Below are 20,231 nucleotides of genomic sequence, written 5' to 3' on the forward strand. Positions count from 1 at the left end.
GCATCACTGAATAGGAGAATATGTCGATGAAAAATAATGATTACAAAGTTGAATTCGAAGAACACCGCAAAGAGATCGGTATTGAACGAACTGATGATGTAGTCCTGCCTTCGCGTGTAGATCGCCATAAGCGTCGACGTAAAGGGAAGAAAACGTCACGGTATACGACGATCAATTTAATCCTGGGCATTTTTACATTCATTCCGATCTTAATATTTGTCTATGTCATTTATAATTTCTACTTTGGGTCAGATAGCGGTTCGGCTAAGGTTGAAAGTTTTCAAACTCCTGTCGAGTACGGAACTAACAATTCTTCACCTGTAAAAGGTGATGGTTTTGGATCGGTTGTCGTTGATCCCAAAGAGGAAAAAAAGGATGAAGAACAAACGAGTGGGGATGCTGATAAGGCAACATCAACAGTTCCGAAGCAGGAATCTGAAAAGCCTCCTGTAAGCGTCAATCCGCCGGCAGTCGAAAAAGAAACTCCGAAGCAGCCAGAAACTTCTAAGCAGCCAGTAACTCCGAAAGTGGAAGAAAAACCGAAGACTGAAAAGAAGCCCGAGGAAAACACGAAAGCTAGGACACATACTGTAGCGGCTAATGAAACGCTTTATCGAATCTCCATGAAGTATTACGGATCCGATACCGGAATCGATAAAATTAAAAAAGCGAACGGCCTCTCATCAAATGAGATAATGGTGGGTCAAAAGCTGATAATTCCCTGATGGAAACTAACGAAATGGAAGAAAAGGCAAAGTCAGCTCTTTGCCTTTTTCTTTTTATCCCGCATTAACTGGCTGTAAGATCCACGTTTCCGGTTGTAGCTAGAAATCAAATGATAAGCAGGGATTAACAGCCAGTAAATGCCCAATTGGTTCAACTACACAATCAGTGGGAATCATCACTGATTGAAGTTTCACTTTATGGCAGGTGCAAAATGAAAAATGTATTGACTGGTTTAGCGTGCTTTACAGGAATGATTGCAGGTATTTTTGCATATATGTTCATTTATGCACGTAAGAAGAATGTCGTTCACCATTCATTCTCCGTTCGGAAAGATGACCGGAGCAATAAGGAGTTGTCTGTTTTTTTTATTTCGGACATTCACCGAAGAAAGATTGATGGACAACTGATGAACAATGTGAAATCTTTTGGAAAGATTGATATCGTGATTGTAGGCGGAGATCTTGCCGAAGGCGGCGTTCCTCTTTCTCGAATTGACAGGAATGTGAAGAAGCTTTCACAGCTCGCTCCATTGTTTTTCATATGGGGCAATAATGATCGGGAAGTCGGAGAACTGGAGATTCGACGTATTATTGAAAAGCATGGCGGTATCATATTGGAGAATTCGGATGCAATTATCGATAGCCATCCGCTTTGGGGGATTTGTGGAACGGATGATCCTTCAAGTGGAAATGTGGATATCGATGCTGCCTTAAAAAATGCAGAGTCGTTCGATTATTTGATTGTCGCGACACATACCCCTTCTTTATTCCGTAAAGTGGAGATGGCCTGCAATCCCGATCTGATGGTGGCTGGACATATGCACGGAGGACAAATCAGATTCGGGAAATTTGCATTGCATCCATTAGGGCAGTTCAGCGAAGTAGACGGAAAAGCGAGATTGATCAGTAATGGCTATGGCACCTCTTTAGTCCCGCTTCGTTTTGGGGCCGCCCCGGAAAGCCATGTCATAACGATAAAATATTGAGTAACGAAGATAGTTGCGAATGATTGTAAGGAGAATGATGAAATTGATTTACAAGGATGCAATTGTGATCGGTGGAGGGCCATGTGGTCTATCTGCCGCAATCGAATTGAAGAATATCGGGTTGGACGTTTTAGTGATTGAAAAAGGGAATATCGTCAACTCGATTTACCGTTATCCGACTCACCAAACTTTTTTCAGTTCAAGTATTAAGTTATCGATTGGAGATATCCCTTTCATTACAGCGAAAGAAAAGCCCCAACGTAATGATGCGCTCGTTTATTATCGGACTGTAGCTGAACTGAAGGATATTTCTATCAATAGTTTTGAAATGGTTGAAACAGTCGGTAAAATAGATGGCGTTTTTACGGTGAAAACGGATATTGCGAGCTACAAGGCAAAATTTGTCATTGTCGCTACAGGTTATTATGACAACCCGAATTCTTTGGGCGTGCCCGGGGAGACATTACCGAAAGTGTACCATTACTTCAAGGAAGCTCACCCTTTTTACAAGAGAAAGGTGGCAGTCATAGGAGGCAAAAACTCAGCGGTGGATGCAGCCATCGAATTGGCACGCGCTGGAGCAAGTGTGACAGTCATTTACAGGGGATCGGATTATTCGCCTAGCGTCAAGCCATGGATCCTTCCGGGTTTCGATAGTTTGGTCCGCAGTGGTGAAATTGATATGCATTTCAATTCGAATGTTGCCGAAATAACAACTGATTCCATTATTTTTGAAACGGATGGCATGCGCCGTACGATTGAAAACGATGCTGTTTTTGCGATGATCGGCTATCACCCTGACCATGGGTTCCTGACAAGGATGGGGATCAAAGTCGACGAGGAAAGCGGTCGACCAGCTTACAATGTAAATACGATGGAGTCCAATGTAGAAGGTCTGTATATAGCAGGAGTGATTGCTGCTGGGAATAATGCAAACGAGATTTTCATAGAAAATGGGCGTTGGCATGGCGGTTTGATTGCAGAGCATATTGAGCTGGTTTTAAGCGAGCACAAATAAAGGCAGTACGCTAGAATGGCAGGGAGGGGGCCGCCTAGTTATGATCATATTGGTGACAGTGGCGATTGCGCCAGGCTTGGCGCTATTCAGCTATTTCTATTTGAGGAAGCAGATTGCAAAAGAGCCTTCTCGTACATTGTTTCATACATTTATATATGGAGCGATGATGACCTTTCCGATCATGTTCATACAGCACGTCTTCGAAGAGGAGAACATCATCTCGAATGAGTTTTTCAGAAATGCGATTTTCACAAGCTGGATTGAAGAATTTTTTAAATGGCTCATCCTGTTAATAGCAATCTTTAAGCATGTCGAATTCGAGGACGCATATGATGGAATCCTTTATGGTGCCAGTGTGTCGCTCGGGTTCGCGACTGTGGAAAATATCCTTTATTTAATCATCTTCGGGATGGACACAGCTTTTCTGAGGGCCCTCTTGCCTGTATCGAGCCATGCGCTGTTCGGTGTCGTTATGGGGTATTACTTTGGAAGGGCGAAGTTTACGACCATCACAAATCGTAGAGGCATGTTGTTCTTCGCCTTCTTCGCACCCTTCATCCTTCATGTCATTTACAATGGCATTTTGGGAGTTCATGATTTCTCAATATACTTGATCATTCCGTTCATGCTTTACCTTTGGTGGTTCGGATTGACACGGGTGAAGTCCGCCCATACTTTTGCAATGCAGCAGTTCCGCAGTAAAGCTAATGAGGATATGAGAGTAGAATAATAGCATATGATTGACAAGAAAGGATCTGGCTGAAGAAGCCGGATCTTTTTTTATGCTGCAAGGATAATAAAAAGAATTTGTTTGGACAAACTGAGAAAAAGGAGGGCATGAATGTGAAGAAAATACTACTACGTATAATGATTGTTGCATTATTGCTTGGAACGGCTTATGCAACTTCCCCGATTAAAATTGATGCGTTCAGCTCGCGCGATATTGCAAGAGGGGCTACGGGAGATGATGTCATCGAGCTTCAAGCAAGACTTCAATACGCGGGATTCTATAACGGTAAAATCGATGGGAAGTTCGGGTATGGCACCTATTGGGCGTTGCGGAATTTCCAAGACAAATACGGGCTGCCGATAGATGGCATAGCCGGCTCCCAGACGAAGAAGAAGTTGACATCAGCTTCCAAATACGATCAGAAATTTGTAATGGATAATTTGAAGAAAGGAAATCAGTTCACCCATTACGGTGGAACCCCTCTTTCCGCTCAAGTGAAGAAAGGCGGAGGCGGCAGAGAGAATATGAATTTGCCGTCGAAATACTCCCAGCAAGATTTGAACCTCATGGCAAATGCCGTTTATGGGGAAGCCAGAGGAGAGCCGTATGAGGGGCAGGTAGCTGTTGCCGCCGTCATATTGAACCGAGTGGAACATCCTGACTTCCCGGATACCATCTCAGGAGTTATCTTCCAACCGTTAGCCTTCACGGCAGTGGCGGACGGGCAAATTTGGTTGACACCGAATGAACGGGCGAAAGAAGCCGTTCTAGATGCATTGAATGGATGGGATCCTTCCGAGAACTCAATTTATTATTTCAATCCGATCACTGCTACAAGTAAATGGATTTGGTCCAGACCGCAAGTAAAGAAAATCGGCTTGCATATCTTTTGCCATTGATGGCAACTTGAAAGGTGGATTGCGAATGGCTCTGACAGGAAGGGCTATTTACAGTGACTATGAAAAAAATGATATTTGTGCTTGCCTATGCATTAGTCGTAGTTTCAGTTTTCGCGTTTACGAAGACAACTGAAAATAATAAACTGGCGATTTTATTAAGCAACCAATATGCCCAGCAAATGGCGGATGCTTCGGATAAAATGGAGGAGCTCGATACTGCAGTGAAACAAACGCTCCTTTTCAACCAATCTGAAGGCTCGAAGAAAGCGCGAGAAGATATTTGGAGACTTTCTTCGGATATTAAGCGATCTGTCGCTTCATTGCCGTTGGATACAGCTTTTTCGACCTCATGGATCAATTACTTGGGGAGGATCGGTAATTATGCAAAAGTGGCCGATGCCTCAAGCGAGCCTGGGGAATATCATAAAGTGATGTCCCAGGCATCTAAAAACTTAGGCGCGATGCATGATGATTGGAGGCTTGCTACTGCAGGGCTCATCAACGGAAGGTATTCAATGGATGAATGGAATAATAAGCTGAATGCCTCGAATCCTGATATCAATTGGTCCAATCTAAGCACCAGCATTAAGCAATACACAGAAGCCGACTTTCCTTTGACTGCCAGTGAGTCGGATGCTATGAAAAAGAAGGAATTGAAAAATATTGACGAGGCTAAAGTGACTCAGGCCGAGGCGGTAGAACGGTTCAAGACGCTCTTTCCGCAAGTGTCGAACGACGTCGTCGGTGTGGACAGGAGCAAGCCGGGTTCTCCTTACCCTTTCTATCACATCCGTTTTACTGATGGGGAGTCCATTGGCTACATCGATATTACTGAAAAAGGCGGACATGTACTTTCCTATCTGGCAGAAAGACCATATGGCAAGACTTCCGTTCCTTTTGAAGAACTGAAAAAGTTTGGAGAGGAATTCCTCAAGGCGGCAGGGTATAAAGACCTTGTATACGAAGAGGCAAGGGAAAATAATACTGCATGGCATTTCGTTTTCGTAAGGGAAGAGCCATTCTATGGCGCGAAGGTGTTCTCGGATGTTATCCATTTAAAACTAGCGAAGGACACGGGTGATGTCCTTGGCTTGAATGCAATGGAGTATATCCAAAAAGAAAAACTTCATCGCCAGTCCATCAAGAAAATGAATTGGAAGGAATTCTTCCACAGAGATGTTCAGATAGTGGAGAATGAACTTGCTTATGTGGAGAATGAAAGAAAGGAACAAAGGCTTGCGCACTATTTAAAGGTGACTCGCGACGAGAATGGGCATATTGGAACGTATAATGTCCTAGTAGATACCGAAACTTCCGAAGTCATCAAAACAGAAAAGCTCGATTAATGACCTGTCTAGTTCAAATGGACTGAAAATCAGCATTGGAATTTACACCTACCCATGACATAATAGATGTATCGATAAAAGGTGGGTGTTTTGCAATGCGTCTTTCAATTGGTATGAATGTAATGATTGATAAGGATTTTACCGAAACCGGTGATAGGTATAAAAGTAAAGTAGTCGACTTTAGCGACGAGTTTGTGTTGATCGATTATCCTGCACATATCAGCACGGGCAAGACCGCGTTTTTCATGGATGGGACACAGCTGCTCATTTCCTTTGTGGAAAACAAAATGTCCTATGCATTCCGTACTGAAGTGACAGGCAGGGTGAATAGAGGGATACCTATGTTGAAGTTGACCTATCCCGGGGATGATCAGCTGATTAAAATACAAAGGCGTGAATTTGTTAGAGTTGAAACTCCGATTGATGTTGCAGTTGCTATTGATGGCATTTTCCAGCAGTTCGTTGCGGAGGACATCAGTGCTGGAGGCATTGCTCTCCATATCGGTCAGGAAAATCCATTTGAAGGAACAGATTTTGTTTCATTGATCATCGCACTTCCCTATGTAAACGACGATATTAAATACATCAGGACAGACGCAAGAGTGGTAAGGGTTTGGGAGAAGGACAACAGCCGTATTGCTTCGTTGGAGTTTCTCAAAATCAACACGATGGAAAGACAGAACATCATTCGCTTCTGCTTTGAAAGGCAATTGCTTTCCAGGAATGAATTGTAAAGTGTTAAGCAGGGGAAAGTCCTATTTGTACAGGACTTTTCCCTTTTCTATTTAAAAAGCGGAAGGTGGCGGTTAGGTGGGACAGGCATAAGGAGAAGTTGAGGAGTGGCGCTCTTTGCCACGAAGCAACTGAAACTTATGACCTGAGCACCTCCCACCTGAAGCTGGATTATTAAAAAGAGGATAGTAGCGGTTAGCAAAAAGTTCGCAGTAAGTGTGCCGCGTCCTGCGGCAACGACTGCACACCTGCATCCTTGCAGGCGTGGAGTGGCGTTCCTTGCCACGGAAAGCAGCTTAAACTTATGATCCGAGCACCTGCCACGTGAAGCTGAATTGTGTTACAATGTTTTCGAATTGAATTCGGGGGTAGATGATATGTTAAAAGGAATTAGCATTGCTATTGATGGACCTGCAGCGGCGGGGAAAAGTACGATTGCAAAAAGGATTGCTCAGAAATTGCATTACACGTATATCGACACAGGTGCGATGTACCGCGCTTTGACGCATAAAGCGATCCTTTCGGACATAGATATGGACAGTGATAACGATTTAGCGGACTTATTACGGAACACAGAGATTCTATTGATACCTGAAAAAGGCGGCCAAGCTGTATGGATAGATGGAGTTGATTGTTCGGACGTAATTAGGTCTCAGCAAGTTACTGGGGCAGTTTCCAAAGTGGCATCACATCCGACAGTCCGAAAAATGATGGTGGATAAGCAACGTGTGCTTGCAAATGCTTCTGGTGTCGTAATGGATGGTCGCGACATCGGTACAGAAGTACTTCCGGATGCAGACTTGAAAATCTTCATGACTGCTTCTGTTGAAGAAAGGGCAGTTAGGCGCTATCAGGAAAATGAAAAGCGCGGAATGCATTCTTCGCTTGAGCAGCTGAAAGAGGAAATTGAAAAGCGCGATCGTGCTGACAGCGAACGGGAAGTATCTCCGCTAAAGAAGGCGGATGATGCCATCCTGGTCGATACGACTTCTATGTCCATAGACGATGTAGTCGATAAAGTGATAGAACTTGCGGAAGCGAGGATGGAACGATGAATCTATATCCGTTCGGAAAATTTCTTGTCAGTACGATACTCTATCCCCTGTATCGAGTCAAAGTGATCGGTGCTGAGAATTTCCCTTCTGAAGGCGGAGTGCTCCTTTGCACGAACCACATTGATAACCTGGATCCGCCCGTCGTCGGCATGACTTGTCCACGAACCGTCCACTTCATGGCTAAGGAGGAATTGTTCAATGCGCCACTCCTTAAAACCGTTCTGCCGAAAGTGAACGCTTTTCCCGTAAAACGGGGCATGAGCGATCGTGAAGCTTTCAGGAAGGCTTTGAAACTATTGCGGGGCGGTCATGTAGTGGGAATGTTTCCGGAAGGGACAAGGAGCAAAACCGGAGAACTGGGAAAAGGACTTGCAGGTGCGGGCTTCTTTGCGTTAAAAGGAGAAGCGGTTGTAATGCCGTGTGCAATCATTGGACCTTATAAACCTTTCCGTACTTTGCGTGTCGTCTATGGCAAGCCGATAGACATGACGCCCTACCGCGAAAGCAAGGCATCAGCGGAAGAAGTGACAGAAGTCATCATGAATGAAATCCGCATCCTTTTGGAACAGCATAAATAAATTAATAAGGTTAATTTTTTGTTTTTATGCATCGATTCGAATAATATAGAGATAGGATTCATTATGGAGGAGGACTACATATGACTGAAGAAATGAATTTGGATGAAATGAACGGATTTAAGGAAGGGGATCGTGTCACTGGTAAAGTGACAAAGATCGAAGATAAATCCGTATTGGTCGAAATTACAGGTGCGCCTTTCGATGGTGTCATCCCCATCAGTGAATTATCAAGTCTTCACGTTGAAAAGGCTTCTGATGCAGTGCAAGTCGGAGATGAACTTGAACTGATCATCACGAAAGTGGAAGATGAAAATTATGTGCTTTCCAAGCGGAAAGTCGATGCGGAAAACGCATGGGATTCCCTTGAAGCGAAATTCAATAACCAGGAAACAATTGAAACGGAAGTGAAAGATGTCGTGAAAGGCGGCCTTGTCGTCGATCTAGGCGTCCGTGGTTTTATTCCGGCTTCCCTTGTAGAAGACCATTTTGTTGAATCCTTTGAAGACTACAAAGGGCGTACGATGGAATTCAAAATCGTCGAAATGGACAAGGAGAAAAATCGTCTCATCCTCTCCCATCGTGCCGTACTTCAAGAGGAAAAAGCGAGCAGGAAAGAAGAGATTCTTGAAGATTTGAAAGAAGGGCAAGTACTGGAAGGGACTGTACAGCGCATTGCTTCGTTCGGGGCTTTCGTTGACATCGGCGGTGTGGACGGATTGGTCCATATCTCGCAGCTTTCACATGAACATGTAGAAAAAGTGTCCGACGTGTTGAAAGAAGGGGAGAAGGTTAACGTGAAAGTCCTCTCGGTCGACCGTGATTCGGAACGGATTTCATTATCCATCAAAGAGACATTGCCAGGACCATGGGAAAATATCGAAGAAAGAGCGCCGAAAGGATCGGTATTGGAAGGCACTGTAAAGCGCCTTGTATCGTATGGCGCATTCGTTGAGGTATTCCCTGGCGTGGAAGGGCTAGTCCACATCTCCCGAATTTCCCACCAGCATATCGGAACCCCTCATGAAGTGCTTGAGGAAGGACAAAAAGTCGATGTGAAAGTTGTTGATGTGAATGCATCGGAGAGACGGCTTTCCCTCAGCATCAAAGACCTTCTTGAGAAGGAAGAGGTCGAGTCATACGGCGATTATGAAATGAAAGAAGAGTCGGGCTTCTCATTAAGTGATGTCATCGGTGATCAATTGAAAAAATTCACCGAGTAATATTTGACAAATTATCGAACAAACGAATGAAACGCAACTGTATGGGTGATGGTGCTTACATAGGCATCATCATCTTTTTTGTGTATAATACACAAGAGATATATTGGAAGGGTGTTTAATTAATGAGTAAACCAACCGTAGCGATTGTCGGAAGGCCGAACGTAGGGAAGTCGACAATCTTCAACCGTATCGTTGGAGAACGTATTTCAATTGTCGAGGACGTAGCCGGGGTGACAAGGGACCGGATCTATAGCTCGGCAGATTGGCTGTCGCATGATTTCAATCTGATTGACACAGGCGGCATTGATATCGGAGATGAGCCAATCCTGGAACAGATTAGAATGCAGGCGGAGATTGCCATCGAAGAAGCCGATGTCATCATCTTCTTAACGAATGGGCGAGAAGGAGTGACCGATGCGGACGAGCATGTCGCTAAAATCCTTTATAAAACGAAGAAGCCAATCGTCTTGGCAGTGAATAAAGTCGACAATCCGGACATGCGCGATATGATTTATGATTTTTATTCGCTAGGTTTTGGCGATCCGTATCCAATTTCCGGATCCCATGGACTGGGACTTGGAGATTTGCTGGATGCAGTTGCAGCAAGCTTTCCGGAAGCAGGGGAAGAAGTCGAAGAGGATGACGTTATTCGCTTTTCTTTAATTGGAAGACCGAATGTCGGTAAATCATCACTTGTAAACGCGTTGCTTGGCGAAGATCGCGTCATCGTCAGCGATGTAGCAGGAACAACAACAGATGCAATCGATACCTCATACGAGTTCGAAGGTCAGAAATATAAGATCATCGATACAGCAGGGATGCGTAAAAAAGGCAAAGTGTATGAGAGTATGGAGAAATACAGTGTTTTACGTGCTCTGAAAGCAATCGACCGATCGGATGTCGTCCTGATTGTCCTCAACGGCGAAGAAGGAATCCGCGAACAGGACAAGCGGATTGCAGGCTATGCGGAAGAAGCTGGGAAAGGCATCATGTTTGTTGTGAATAAATGGGACGCTATCGAGAAGGACGATAAAACCATGAACCGCTTCAATGAAGATATCCGCAAAAACTTCCTGTTTCTTGACTATGCTCCTATTGCATACGTTTCAGCAAAAACGAAGCAGCGAGTGACGACGTTATTCGACCAAATAAAAATGATCAGCGAAAATCACGCTCTGCGCATCCAGTCAAGCGTATTGAATGAAGTGATCGAGGATGCAGTCGCACGCAATCCAGCCCCATCCGATAAAGGCCGCAGACTGCGCATCTATTATGCTACGCAAGTTGCGGTCAAGCCTCCGGTCTTCATTGTATTTGTCAATGAACCGGAACTGATGCACTTTTCCTATGAGAGATTTCTGCAAAACCGCTTAAGGGAATCTTTTGGATTTGAAGGGACGCCAATCCGGCTGATTACGCGTGCGAGAAGCTGACAGACATATTTTCTAAATGTCATTAAGCAGAAGCGATTCGACGGATGTAGTATTGTAATTACTAATGAGGTGAACGTATTGGAAAAAGTATCAGTGATCGGTGCAGGTAGTTGGGGAACCGCAATTGCATTCGTCCTCGCAGAAAACGGTCATGATTGCCTGCTATGGACAAGAAGGGCGGAACAGAGTGCCGAAATCAATGAAAAACATACAAATGCTGCGTATTTGCCCGGCATTGCATTGCCTGAAAATCTTAAGGCGACCTCCGATTTGAAGGCAGCCGTGCAGCATGCTGATAGTATTGTCATTGCAGTTCCGACGAAAGCGATTCGGGCATTAAGTTCCGAACTCAATCAGCTTGCAGACAAATCAAAGCTGATCATTCACGTTTCCAAAGGCATTGAGCCGGATACATTGAAGCGGATTTCCGAAGTGATCGAGGAAGAAGTTTCTCCGGAGAAACGAAGTGCCATTGTTGCACTTTCCGGTCCGAGCCATGCAGAGGAGGTCGTTCTTCGCCATCCTACGACGATCACAGCAGCTTCATTCGACAGAGAGGCCGCAGAACACGTACAGGATTTGTTCATGAATGATCAGTATTTCCGGGTATACACGAACGATGATCTGATCGGCGTGGAACTTGGTGCGGCACTGAAAAATGTCATTGCGCTAGCTGCCGGAATCACGGATGGCATCGGTTATGGGGATAATGCCAAGGCAGCACTCATAACACGCGGTTTGGCGGAGATCACAAGACTTGGCGTGAAGATGGGGGCGAATCCGCTGACTTTTTCAGGCTTGACGGGTCTTGGCGACTTGATTGTGACTTGCACAAGCGTACATTCGCGAAATTGGAAGGCCGGCAATCTATTGGGCCAAGGGAAGTCATTGGATGAAATTGTCTCGGGCATGGGCATGGTCATTGAAGGGGTACGTACAACTAAGGCCGCCTATCAACTATCGTTGCGCTACGATGTATCAATGCCTTTGACAGAGGCGTTATATTCGGTCCTCTTCGATAATATTCCGCCGAAGGAAGCTGTCGATCAGCTTATGAGTCGAATGAAAAAGCAGGAAATTGAAGATATTTATTTCAAATAAGTTGTTTTGAGATACGAAAGGATGATTCACTTGTCCTCACTGGATAAAATGTGGCTGTCGTTTTACGCAATGGGTTTCATGGCTATTTCCATGGGACTCATCTACGTAAGCAGACATAAGCTTTCGAATAGATTATTGAAGTTCATTTTTGCCCTTATCGCTTATTCCTTATTGATAATTTCGTTTGTAGCGATGGTATACCTAGTATTCAGTGGGCCTACTGGAGGAGGAAGATGAAGATGGTGCCAAAAACTTCCGTTTTACTTCCATCCGTTATTGCCATTGTGCTTCTTCTTTCTGGATGCATGTACAAAGGTGAAGATAAGGCTGTCAGAGAGAATCCATATGAAGATCAATTAGAGTTGATCCAAAAAGCTGTCAATGCTTACAAGGAAAACAACGGAGGCCTGCTCCCGATTAAAACGAGAGACCAGGAAACAGATATGTACATAAAATACCCTATTGAATTTTCCAAGATAGTCCCTGCATACACTGAAAAAATCCCCTCCAATGCTTACGAAACCGGGGGTATTTATCAATATGTCCTAATGGACGTCGAGGAAAATCCGACTGTTAAACTAGTCGATCTGCGAATTGCCGAGAGGATCCGTGATTTAAATCTTAGAAAGCACATCAATGGAAAGCTTCCCTTTAAAGATCCTGTAGGGGAGAATGTATACGAAATCGATTATGAGGCTATGGGGTTCAAGGAGCCATTGAAGGTTGAAAGTCCCTATTCTGACGCCTTGCTGCCTATTGTTGTCGGTGGGGACGGTCATTTTTATGTCGATTATTCCATTGACCTGAACAGGATTCTTCAGGAGGAAAAGCCTGATGTGAAAAAAGGGGAAGATATCCGTTATCTTCTGTCCGAATCCTATCCGATTTTGCCCGCCTATTCCTTGCCGTATACGGTGAACGATAAAAACGAACCTGTTTTCTTGAAGAAGTGACCAATTTCATATGAGTCTATTAAAACGTTTCATGCATTTTTAGCATGAAACGTTTTTCATTTACATAAACTAATATGCGCGAAAAAAGGAGGGCTTAGTATGAAAGAGGAATTATATGAAAATCTGGCTAGAAGAACGGACGGGGATATTTATATAGGTGTGGTCGGCCCTGTTCGTGTAGGAAAATCGACTTTTGTCAAAAGGGTGATGGAGGAGGTCGTCATACCGAATATGACGGATGCAGGCGATAGGGCACGAGCACAGGACGAACTGCCTCAAAGCTCGCCAGGTCCGATCATTATGACGTCTGAACCGAAATTCGTTCCAGCGCAAGGCACCCAAGTCTCAATCGGGGAGGGGGAGCTATCTTTTCAGATTCGACTTGCGGACTGTGTCGGTTATGTAATTGATGGAGTGAAGGGATATGAGGATGAGGATGGTCCGAAATATGTCCATACGCCTTGGCATAATGAACCGATTCCATTCGAGGAAGCTGCACGCATCGGTACGGACAAAGTGATAAGAGATCATTCTACAATCGGGATTCTCGTGACGACGGATGGGACAGTAAACAATATTCCGAGAGCTGCTGCAGAGGTAGCTGAAGATGACATCGTTGGAAAGCTGAAAGAAATCGGTAAACCGTTTGTCATAGTCCTGAATTCCAAAATGCCAGCGCATGAAAAAACTGTAGCACTTAAGGAAAAACTTCATGAAAAACATGGAGTACCTGTCATCGCGATCAGTGCCGACCAATTGAACGCGCAGGAGATCCAACTCATTTTGAAGGAAGCCTTGTACGAATTCCCGATTACGGACATCGAATTGCAAAAGCCGGACTGGATGGATGTGCTCGGATCCGAACATGAGTTGAATGCAGCAATTGATAATGTCATTAATGAAGGATTCCTCGAGGCGTCGAAAATTCGAAAAGTACAAGAACTGGCAGAACGTCTGAAGGACGAAAAGTATGTCCGTAATGCCGAAGTCGTCGATGTGGATGCGGGGAAAGGAAAGGCCACTGTCAATATCGAGATGGATGAGCAAGCATTCCGTGAAGTATGCGAAGGCCTCATGCAACAAGAAATGAAAACGAAAAAAGATTGGCTTCTCTTTGTGAAAGATGCTGTCAAAGCTAAGAAATCATATGATATGTATGCTGAAGCTATTGAAACCGCCAAAAAGACCGGTTATGGAGTCGCTTTGCCAACAATTGATGATTTCCAGCCATCTCCTCCTGAACTCATCAAACAAGATAATTTCTACGGAGTGCGCATGAAAGCGGCAGCACCATCCCTTCACATCATCCGGATCGATATGGACGCGGAATTCTCGCCGTTGATCGGCTCGGAATTCCATAGCCATCACTTGCTGAAGGAGCTGAAGAATGCCTACCTTCATGACCGGGAAGCTCTTTGGCAGACGCAGCTCTTCGGTACACCACTGCATGAAGTGATGAAGGAGAGCATCCGCTTCAAAACGTCCTCCGTTCCGCCAAACGCCAGAAAAAGGCTCAGAGAAACGATCGAGCAGATGGTTAATGATGGAAATAAAGGCATGATAACGTTCATCGTATAGACAGGAAGCCTTTCGTCAGGTCATTCACTTTAGTGTGACTCTTCGAGGTAAGACAAAGCCTGATAAGTCAAGTGATATAGCGGTTTTTAAGAAAAAAGATCCGTTTTTGACGGGTCTTTTATTTTTTTTCCGAAATAATCCTGAAAAGGCGTATAAACGTTGTTAATATTGTTGCGCCGCGGTTTTTAGTATGTTACTCTTTTTACAGTGTTCAAAGAAAAGCTCCAGGTGGCGTTTTGCTGCCAGCTAGAGCTGGACAAAGACTATAACCTTTGAGAGGAGGTGAATGGTGTGAACAAAACAGAATTGATCAACTCAGTTGCCGAAGCGGCAGGTCTGACGAAAAAAGATGCTACTAAAGCGGTTGAAGCTGTATTCGATACAATCCAATCTACACTTGCAAATGGTGACAAGGTACAATTGATCGGATTCGGTAACTTCGAGGTGCGTGAGCGTGCTGCCCGTAAAGGCCGCAACCCACAATCAGGTGAAGAAATCGAAATCGCAGCAAGCAAAGTTCCTGCGTTCAAAGCAGGTAAAGCGCTTAAAGATGCTGTTAAGTAATCTTTAAGTTTACATAGGAGCCCCTCCGCAAATGTCTCATCGACATAAACGCGGACGGGCTCCTTTTAGTTAAGGCTGACAAAGTGCATCCATATAACTTAGGCAGTTGCTTTACGTTCTTTTGCTCGCAACGCTAAGATTGTGCTCGCGAACGCCGTTCTTCGTAACGGCGCTCGCTGTACGTATTCATGCGAGTATGCTACTATCTTTGAAGGAATAGCATTAGATTGGGATGAGGAGGAAGTCTGTATGAGAGAAGTGGATCTCGGTAAGATAGAGAAAGCGGTTTCGATGATCCTTGAAGCAATAGGGGAAGACACCGAACGTGAAGGTTTGCTCGACACCCCAAAAAGGGTCGCGAAAATGTACGCAGAAGTTTTTGAGGGACTACATAAAGATCCAAAACAATATTTCGAGACGGTATTCCACGAGAACCATGATGAAGTGGTGCTTGTGAAGGACATTCCGTTCCATTCGATGTGTGAGCATCACCTTGTCCCATTCTTTGGGCATGCTCATATCGCATACATACCGCGCGACGGGGTAGTCGCTGGACTTAGCAAATTGGCAAGGGCTGTCGAAACGACTGCGAAGCGGCCCCAGTTGCAGGAAAGGATCACATCCACTGTTGCAAATGCGATGATGGATATGCTCAATCCGATCGGCGTCTATGTCATCATTGAAGCGGAACATATGTGCATGACGATGAGAGGAATTAAAAAGCCTGGTGCAAAAACAATAACAACTGTCGCACGTGGAATCTACGAGCACGATGATGTGAAGAGAGCAGAAATTCTGTCTCTTCTGAAGTGATCTGATGCCTTTGCGGATCAATTCATTTCTATGATATGATGGGATGTATATGGATGACAGGAGATGAGAACATGTCACAACCTGAATTTATCATGATTAAGGCGCAAGAAGATGGAGTGAACGTCATTGGTCTCACTAGGGGCAATGACACGAAATTCCATCACACCGAAAAGTTAGATCGCGGGGAAGTGATGATTGCCCAGTTCACTGAGCATACGTCCGCAATGAAAATCCGCGGCAAAGCCGAAATCCACTCGGCACATGGTATTGTCTACAGCGATGGAAAAGAATAGACATACAGGACCCTACACATATGGTCTTTGAATGGAGAACCGAAGATGGACAGACAAACTATCAATCGATATATTCAAAATTATATAAGCGAAGTCGAACGTTCTATACAAGAGCCCATATTGAACAGGGATCTTGGGAAGATGCCGCTTGACGAAGCGAAGGCGTTTTTCCTCCTCTTACCTATGTTGAACAACGAGGAGTGGACCTCTGAGATGAATATATCTGCGATTGCGGTGGGCGCTGTACATGCGGCCTTCGATATGCATGACAGAGTGGACATCTTGGACGCAACGTCAAAGGAGCAACAACTGATGGTCCTCTCCGGAGATCATTTCAGCGGCATCCATTATCGTTTATTGTCATCGCTTCCAGACTTCCAGCTCATTACTTCCATGTCGGAAATGATTGGGCATATAAATGAGACAAAAACAAATCTGTTAATGGAAGACAATGATGGAATTGAGTTGCTGATCGACTCGATGATCAGCATAGAATCGGGATGTATCGTTGAGTTTCAAAACAGATATGGCTTAACTAGATATTCAGAAATTGCCGAAACGGCACTGGGTCTTATCTGGTTTTTCAAGAAGTTGATGAAAGATCCGGCCGTCGAGCAAGTATGGGCGGGAAATAGGATTAAAAAAACCGCTGTTGAAGATGCGATTTCCATTTTAACTTCGAGGTTGCAAAATCACCTAGCAGAAGCGGGATTTTTGACCCCGTTCTTAAGGCAGGAAATCCATAGGTTTGCAACACCACTCTTGGGCAAGCCTATTTAGAGAAAGAAGGGAAGACATATGGGGACGTCCAAAGAAGAGAAAGTCCATCACGTCTTTGAGAAGATCGCCGTTGATTATGATAAGATGAATTCCGTCATAAGTTTCAACCAACATATAAAATGGCGAGACGATATTATGAAACGAATGAATGTCCAAAAAGGATCCAGCGCATTGGATGTTTGCTGCGGAACAGCAGATTGGACAATCTCCTTGGCCGAGGCTGTAGGACCGGAAGGAAAAGTGACCGGTCTAGACTTTAGTGAGAGCATGCTTGCGTCCGGAAGGCCGAAAGTCGCCAAATACGAAAACGTTGATCTAGTTCAAGGGAACGCAATGGAGTTGCCATTCCCTGATAATAGCTTCGACTATGTGACGATCGGATTCGGTCTACGCAACGTTCCTGATTATGGACAAGTGCTGAAGGAAATGCACCGGGTCTTGAAACCGGGTGGTATGGCTGCGTGCCTGGAGACTTCGCAAACGGAGATCCCGGTATACAGGCAATTATTCCGCTTTTATTTTAAGTTCATTATGCCTTTATTCGGCAAGATTTTCGCTAAGAGTTACAGAGAGTATTCATGGCTGCAAGAATCGGCGGATGATTTTCCGGGATCAAAGCAGCTTGCACAAATGTTCGTAGATGCCGGTTTTCATGATGTATCTTTTAAGAAGTACAGCGGTGGGGCTGCAGCCGGGCACATCGCGTTCAAATAATTGCAAGTAGGGGAAGGTAATCGTCTTGGAGAAATTGAAGTTAATGTCGCTTTACGCAGATTTCCGAAAGGATCTTTCATTCATTGAAAAAGAACTAGAACGATCCGTCGATTCCTCTTCCCCGGTCATTCGGCAAGCCTCCCTCCTGCTCCTGCGGGCAGGCGGAAAAAGGATACGTCCGATATTTGTCATCCTTTCATCCAAGTTCGGTGAATATTCGATGGAAAATGTGGCGAAAGTGGCAGTATCCTTGGAATTGATCCATATGGCGTCCCTTGTTCATGATGATGTCATCGACGATTCCGACTTCCGCCGAGGCTTTGAGACAGTGAAGGCAAGGTGGAATAACAGGATTGCCATGTATACCGGCGACTACATCTTTTCGCGTGCGCTCGTCTCAATCGGCGAAATTGAAATGCCTGCTGTTCATCAACTGCTTGCTGAAACGATGCTGGAGATCTGTAAAGGTGAAATCATCCAATTTGAATACCAGCAAAAAACGGATCAGACATTCCGTGACTACCTGCGCCGCATCAAAAGGAAAACGGCGTTATTGCTTTCATCCAGCTGTGAATTGGGGGCGCTTGTCTCCCATGCAAGCCCGGATGTTGTCGGTAAGCTGAAACGATTCGGCTATTTTGCGGGAATGGCTTTCCAAATTGTAGATGATATACTCGATATCACATCGACAGATGAAAAACTCGGCAAACCTGCCGGCAGTGATCTGTTAAATGGACATTTGACGTTGCCGACGCTATACATAAAAGATGATCCCGAATTCCAGCCATTCCTGTACCGTTCATTTGACGGTTCATTGACGGAAGAGGAGCGGAGCCGGATGCTCACCTATATCCGAGAATCCGGCGCGATAGAAAAATCACAGCAAGTGAGCGATATGTACTTGAGGAAAGCGATAGCGGAAGTGGAGTCATTGCCGGATAATGAAGCAAAGAAGTCACTGCTGCAAATTGCGGACTTCCTCGGAAAAAGAAAGTTCTGAGCAACAGCCTACCAGTTGAAAGATCGTGTCCCGAGTGGTACGATCAGTAAGGATAAAATTCCATACATACGTGAAGGAGTGTTTATAAATGGAAAAAACATTTTTAATGGTTAAACCTGATGGCGTTCAACGTAATTTGATCGGTGAAATTGTAAACCGTTTCGAAAGCAAAGGGTTCACATTGGTTGGCGCTAAATTGATGCAAATCAGCCAAGAGCTTGCTGAACAGCATTATGGCGAACATAAGGAGCGTCCTTTCTTTGGGGAGCTTGTAGACTTCATCACTTCCGGACCAGTTTTCGCAATGGTTTGGGAAGGTGAAAACGTAATCTCGACTGCACGCTTAATGATGGGTGCGACAAATCCGAAAGAATCTGCACCAGGCACAATCCGCGGCGATTTCGCTGTCACTGTCGGCAAAAACATCATCCACGGTTCAGATTCACCTGAATCAGCTGTTCGTGAAATCGGTCTTTTCTTCAAAGAAGAAGAACTCGTCAACTATGACAAATCAATGGTAAGCTGGATCAACTAATAAATATTTATAAACAGCCTAGCGGTCAAATGCTTGGCTGTTTTTATTTATTATTATTCATTATTTAATACTGATGACCTAACAGGTTTATAGTAAGGATTGAAGCGGAAGACGGCGACTCCAGCGAAAGCCGTCAAGGAGAACGGCTTTTGCGATCAAAAGCGAAGCGTTGGGAGCAGGCTGCCTTAATTTCTGCAAAAGGCGCAGAAATACGGCAAATCGAACCTTGCGCTGTTCGATTGGAAAGCGTCCGTCTGAAGCGTAAATCCTATGGTATAATAGGGAAAAAGAGTACCAGGGGGATTAATCATGTCAGATTACATCGATTTCATATCGAAAATAAAGAAGAAGACCGGAATCGACTTATCACTATACAAAGAGGCCCAAATGAAAAGAAGGCTTACCTCCCTATACGAGAAATTGGGATTCCATAACTTTACCGACTATTATTCGGCCATACATAATGATAAACAGCTCCTGAACGAATTCCTCGATAGAATGACAATCAATGTCTCGGAATTCTACCGGAACGCCCAGCGTTGGGATGTCCTCGACAAGAAAATCTTCCCCATGCTGTTAGCCCGAAACAAAAATCTGAAAATATGGAGTGCAGCCTGTTCCACAGGGGAAGAACCATATTCCCTCGCCATGGTCCTATCATCTCACTTGCCATTGCGGGATATTTCGATTTTAGCTACGGATCTCGATGCGGGGGTATTGGAACGTGCAAAGGTCGGCCTTTACCAAGAACGGTCTTTGAAAGAAGTTCCTAAACCTATCTTGGACAAGTATTTTGTCAATGAAGGACAGCACTACCAAGTGAAGGATGAAATTAAACAGACAGTCCAATTTAAACAGCAAAACCTTTTAGGCGATCCCTATGGTACAGGTTTTGACCTTATTGTGTGCAGGAATGTGATGATTTACTTTACAGAAGAGGCAAAAGACCAAATTTACACCGATTTTTCAAAAGCACTGGCTCCAGGTGGAATACTGTTCGTCGGGAGCACCGAACAGATATTTAATCCATCTAAATACGGCTTTGAATCCGTGGAGACATTCTTTTACAGAAAGCTTTAGTGAATAGCAGTTTATAGCAATTATCCTTTAAATCCGGAAAATATCCGGATTTTTTCATTAATACCTATAGTCAAAATTGTTTTAGTTTGATAAAGTGC

At 44.5% G+C, this 20,231-nt stretch carries 23 protein-coding genes; all 23 read left to right on the forward strand.

Annotated features, from left to right (window positions below; translation table 11 throughout):
- Positions 1-26 precede the first annotated feature (26 nt).
- The 23 genes from M3193_RS02470 (at position 27) to M3193_RS02580 (ending at position 20,133) form a co-directional block, all read left to right on the forward strand.
- Positions 27-725, forward strand: a complete 699-nt coding sequence (locus tag M3193_RS02470; protein ID WP_251624207.1) for a LysM peptidoglycan-binding domain-containing protein — start codon at positions 27-29, stop codon at positions 723-725.
- 212 nt (positions 726-937) lie between these two features.
- Positions 938-1,711, forward strand: coding sequence for a metallophosphoesterase (locus M3193_RS02475; protein ID WP_251624208.1), 774 nt, complete (start codon positions 938-940; stop codon positions 1,709-1,711).
- 34 nt (positions 1,712-1,745) lie between these two features.
- Positions 1,746-2,729: a YpdA family putative bacillithiol disulfide reductase gene (locus tag M3193_RS02480; protein WP_251624209.1), complete on the forward strand. Its 984-nt coding sequence runs from the start codon at positions 1,746-1,748 to the stop codon at positions 2,727-2,729.
- Positions 2,730-2,769: 40 nt separating this feature from the next.
- On the forward strand, positions 2,770-3,459 hold the full coding sequence (gene prsW / locus M3193_RS02485) for a glutamic-type intramembrane protease PrsW (protein WP_251624210.1): 690 nt from the start codon (positions 2,770-2,772) through the stop codon (positions 3,457-3,459).
- A gap of 122 nt (positions 3,460-3,581) precedes the next feature.
- The gene (sleB, locus tag M3193_RS02490) at positions 3,582-4,358 is read left to right on the forward strand and encodes a spore cortex-lytic enzyme (RefSeq protein ID WP_435372027.1); all 777 of its coding nucleotides are present in this window, start codon (positions 3,582-3,584) and stop codon (positions 4,356-4,358) included.
- Between the two features lie 59 nt (positions 4,359-4,417).
- The gene (locus M3193_RS02495) at positions 4,418-5,704 is read left to right on the forward strand and encodes a PepSY1/2 domain-containing protein (RefSeq protein ID WP_251627190.1); all 1,287 of its coding nucleotides are present in this window, start codon (positions 4,418-4,420) and stop codon (positions 5,702-5,704) included.
- Between the two features lie 95 nt (positions 5,705-5,799).
- Positions 5,800-6,438, forward strand: coding sequence for a flagellar brake protein (locus M3193_RS02500; protein WP_251624211.1), 639 nt, complete (start codon positions 5,800-5,802; stop codon positions 6,436-6,438).
- Positions 6,439-6,813: 375 nt separating this feature from the next.
- Positions 6,814-7,491 (forward strand): (d)CMP kinase, encoded by a 678-nt coding sequence (gene cmk, locus M3193_RS02505; protein WP_251624212.1) that lies wholly within the window; start codon positions 6,814-6,816, stop codon positions 7,489-7,491.
- On the forward strand, positions 7,488-8,069 hold the full coding sequence (locus tag M3193_RS02510) for a lysophospholipid acyltransferase family protein (protein ID WP_251624213.1): 582 nt from the start codon (positions 7,488-7,490) through the stop codon (positions 8,067-8,069). Before cmk ends, M3193_RS02510 begins: the two co-directional genes overlap by 4 nt.
- A gap of 80 nt (positions 8,070-8,149) precedes the next feature.
- A complete protein-coding gene (gene rpsA / locus M3193_RS02515) occupies positions 8,150-9,289 on the forward strand; it encodes a 30S ribosomal protein S1 (protein ID WP_251624214.1) in 1,140 nt (379 codons plus the stop codon).
- A 122-nt stretch (positions 9,290-9,411) separates the two neighbouring features.
- The gene (gene der / locus M3193_RS02520) at positions 9,412-10,722 is read left to right on the forward strand and encodes a ribosome biogenesis GTPase Der (protein WP_251624215.1); all 1,311 of its coding nucleotides are present in this window, start codon (positions 9,412-9,414) and stop codon (positions 10,720-10,722) included.
- 78 nt (positions 10,723-10,800) lie between these two features.
- Positions 10,801-11,823, forward strand: a complete 1,023-nt coding sequence (locus M3193_RS02525; RefSeq protein ID WP_251624216.1) for an NAD(P)H-dependent glycerol-3-phosphate dehydrogenase — start codon at positions 10,801-10,803, stop codon at positions 11,821-11,823.
- Between the two features lie 48 nt (positions 11,824-11,871).
- Complete coding sequence (locus M3193_RS02530; protein ID WP_435372028.1) at positions 11,872-12,060, forward strand: DUF2768 domain-containing protein; 189 nt, start codon at positions 11,872-11,874, stop codon at positions 12,058-12,060.
- Positions 12,057-12,776: a hypothetical protein gene (locus M3193_RS02535; protein ID WP_251624218.1), complete on the forward strand. Its 720-nt coding sequence runs from the start codon at positions 12,057-12,059 to the stop codon at positions 12,774-12,776. The genes M3193_RS02530 and M3193_RS02535 overlap by 4 nt, the downstream gene beginning before the upstream one ends.
- 99 nt (positions 12,777-12,875) lie before the next feature.
- The gene (gene spoIVA, locus M3193_RS02540) at positions 12,876-14,354 is read left to right on the forward strand and encodes a stage IV sporulation protein A (protein ID WP_251624219.1); all 1,479 of its coding nucleotides are present in this window, start codon (positions 12,876-12,878) and stop codon (positions 14,352-14,354) included.
- Positions 14,355-14,645: 291 nt separating this feature from the next.
- Positions 14,646-14,918 (forward strand): HU family DNA-binding protein, encoded by a 273-nt coding sequence (locus M3193_RS02545; RefSeq protein WP_037561579.1) that lies wholly within the window; start codon positions 14,646-14,648, stop codon positions 14,916-14,918.
- A 249-nt stretch (positions 14,919-15,167) separates the two neighbouring features.
- A complete protein-coding gene (gene folE, locus M3193_RS02550) occupies positions 15,168-15,731 on the forward strand; it encodes a GTP cyclohydrolase I FolE (protein ID WP_251624220.1) in 564 nt (187 codons plus the stop codon).
- A 71-nt stretch (positions 15,732-15,802) separates the two neighbouring features.
- A complete protein-coding gene (mtrB, locus tag M3193_RS02555) occupies positions 15,803-16,024 on the forward strand; it encodes a trp RNA-binding attenuation protein MtrB (protein WP_251624221.1) in 222 nt (73 codons plus the stop codon).
- 45 nt (positions 16,025-16,069) lie between these two features.
- Positions 16,070-16,804: a heptaprenyl diphosphate synthase component 1 gene (locus tag M3193_RS02560; protein WP_251624222.1), complete on the forward strand. Its 735-nt coding sequence runs from the start codon at positions 16,070-16,072 to the stop codon at positions 16,802-16,804.
- A gap of 18 nt (positions 16,805-16,822) precedes the next feature.
- Positions 16,823-17,518 (forward strand): demethylmenaquinone methyltransferase, encoded by a 696-nt coding sequence (locus tag M3193_RS02565; protein ID WP_251624223.1) that lies wholly within the window; start codon positions 16,823-16,825, stop codon positions 17,516-17,518.
- 25 nt (positions 17,519-17,543) lie between these two features.
- On the forward strand, positions 17,544-18,518 hold the full coding sequence (locus M3193_RS02570; RefSeq protein WP_251624224.1) for a polyprenyl synthetase family protein: 975 nt from the start codon (positions 17,544-17,546) through the stop codon (positions 18,516-18,518).
- Between the two features lie 88 nt (positions 18,519-18,606).
- A complete protein-coding gene (gene ndk / locus M3193_RS02575; RefSeq protein ID WP_251624225.1) occupies positions 18,607-19,053 on the forward strand; it encodes a nucleoside-diphosphate kinase in 447 nt (148 codons plus the stop codon).
- A gap of 309 nt (positions 19,054-19,362) precedes the next feature.
- Positions 19,363-20,133 (forward strand): CheR family methyltransferase, encoded by a 771-nt coding sequence (locus M3193_RS02580; RefSeq protein WP_251624226.1) that lies wholly within the window; start codon positions 19,363-19,365, stop codon positions 20,131-20,133.
- Positions 20,134-20,231: the final 98 nt, after the last annotated feature.

It is taken from the genome of Sporosarcina luteola (assembly GCF_023715585.1).
GTDB classification, from domain to species: Bacteria; Bacillota; Bacilli; order Bacillales_A; family Planococcaceae; genus Sporosarcina; species Sporosarcina luteola_D.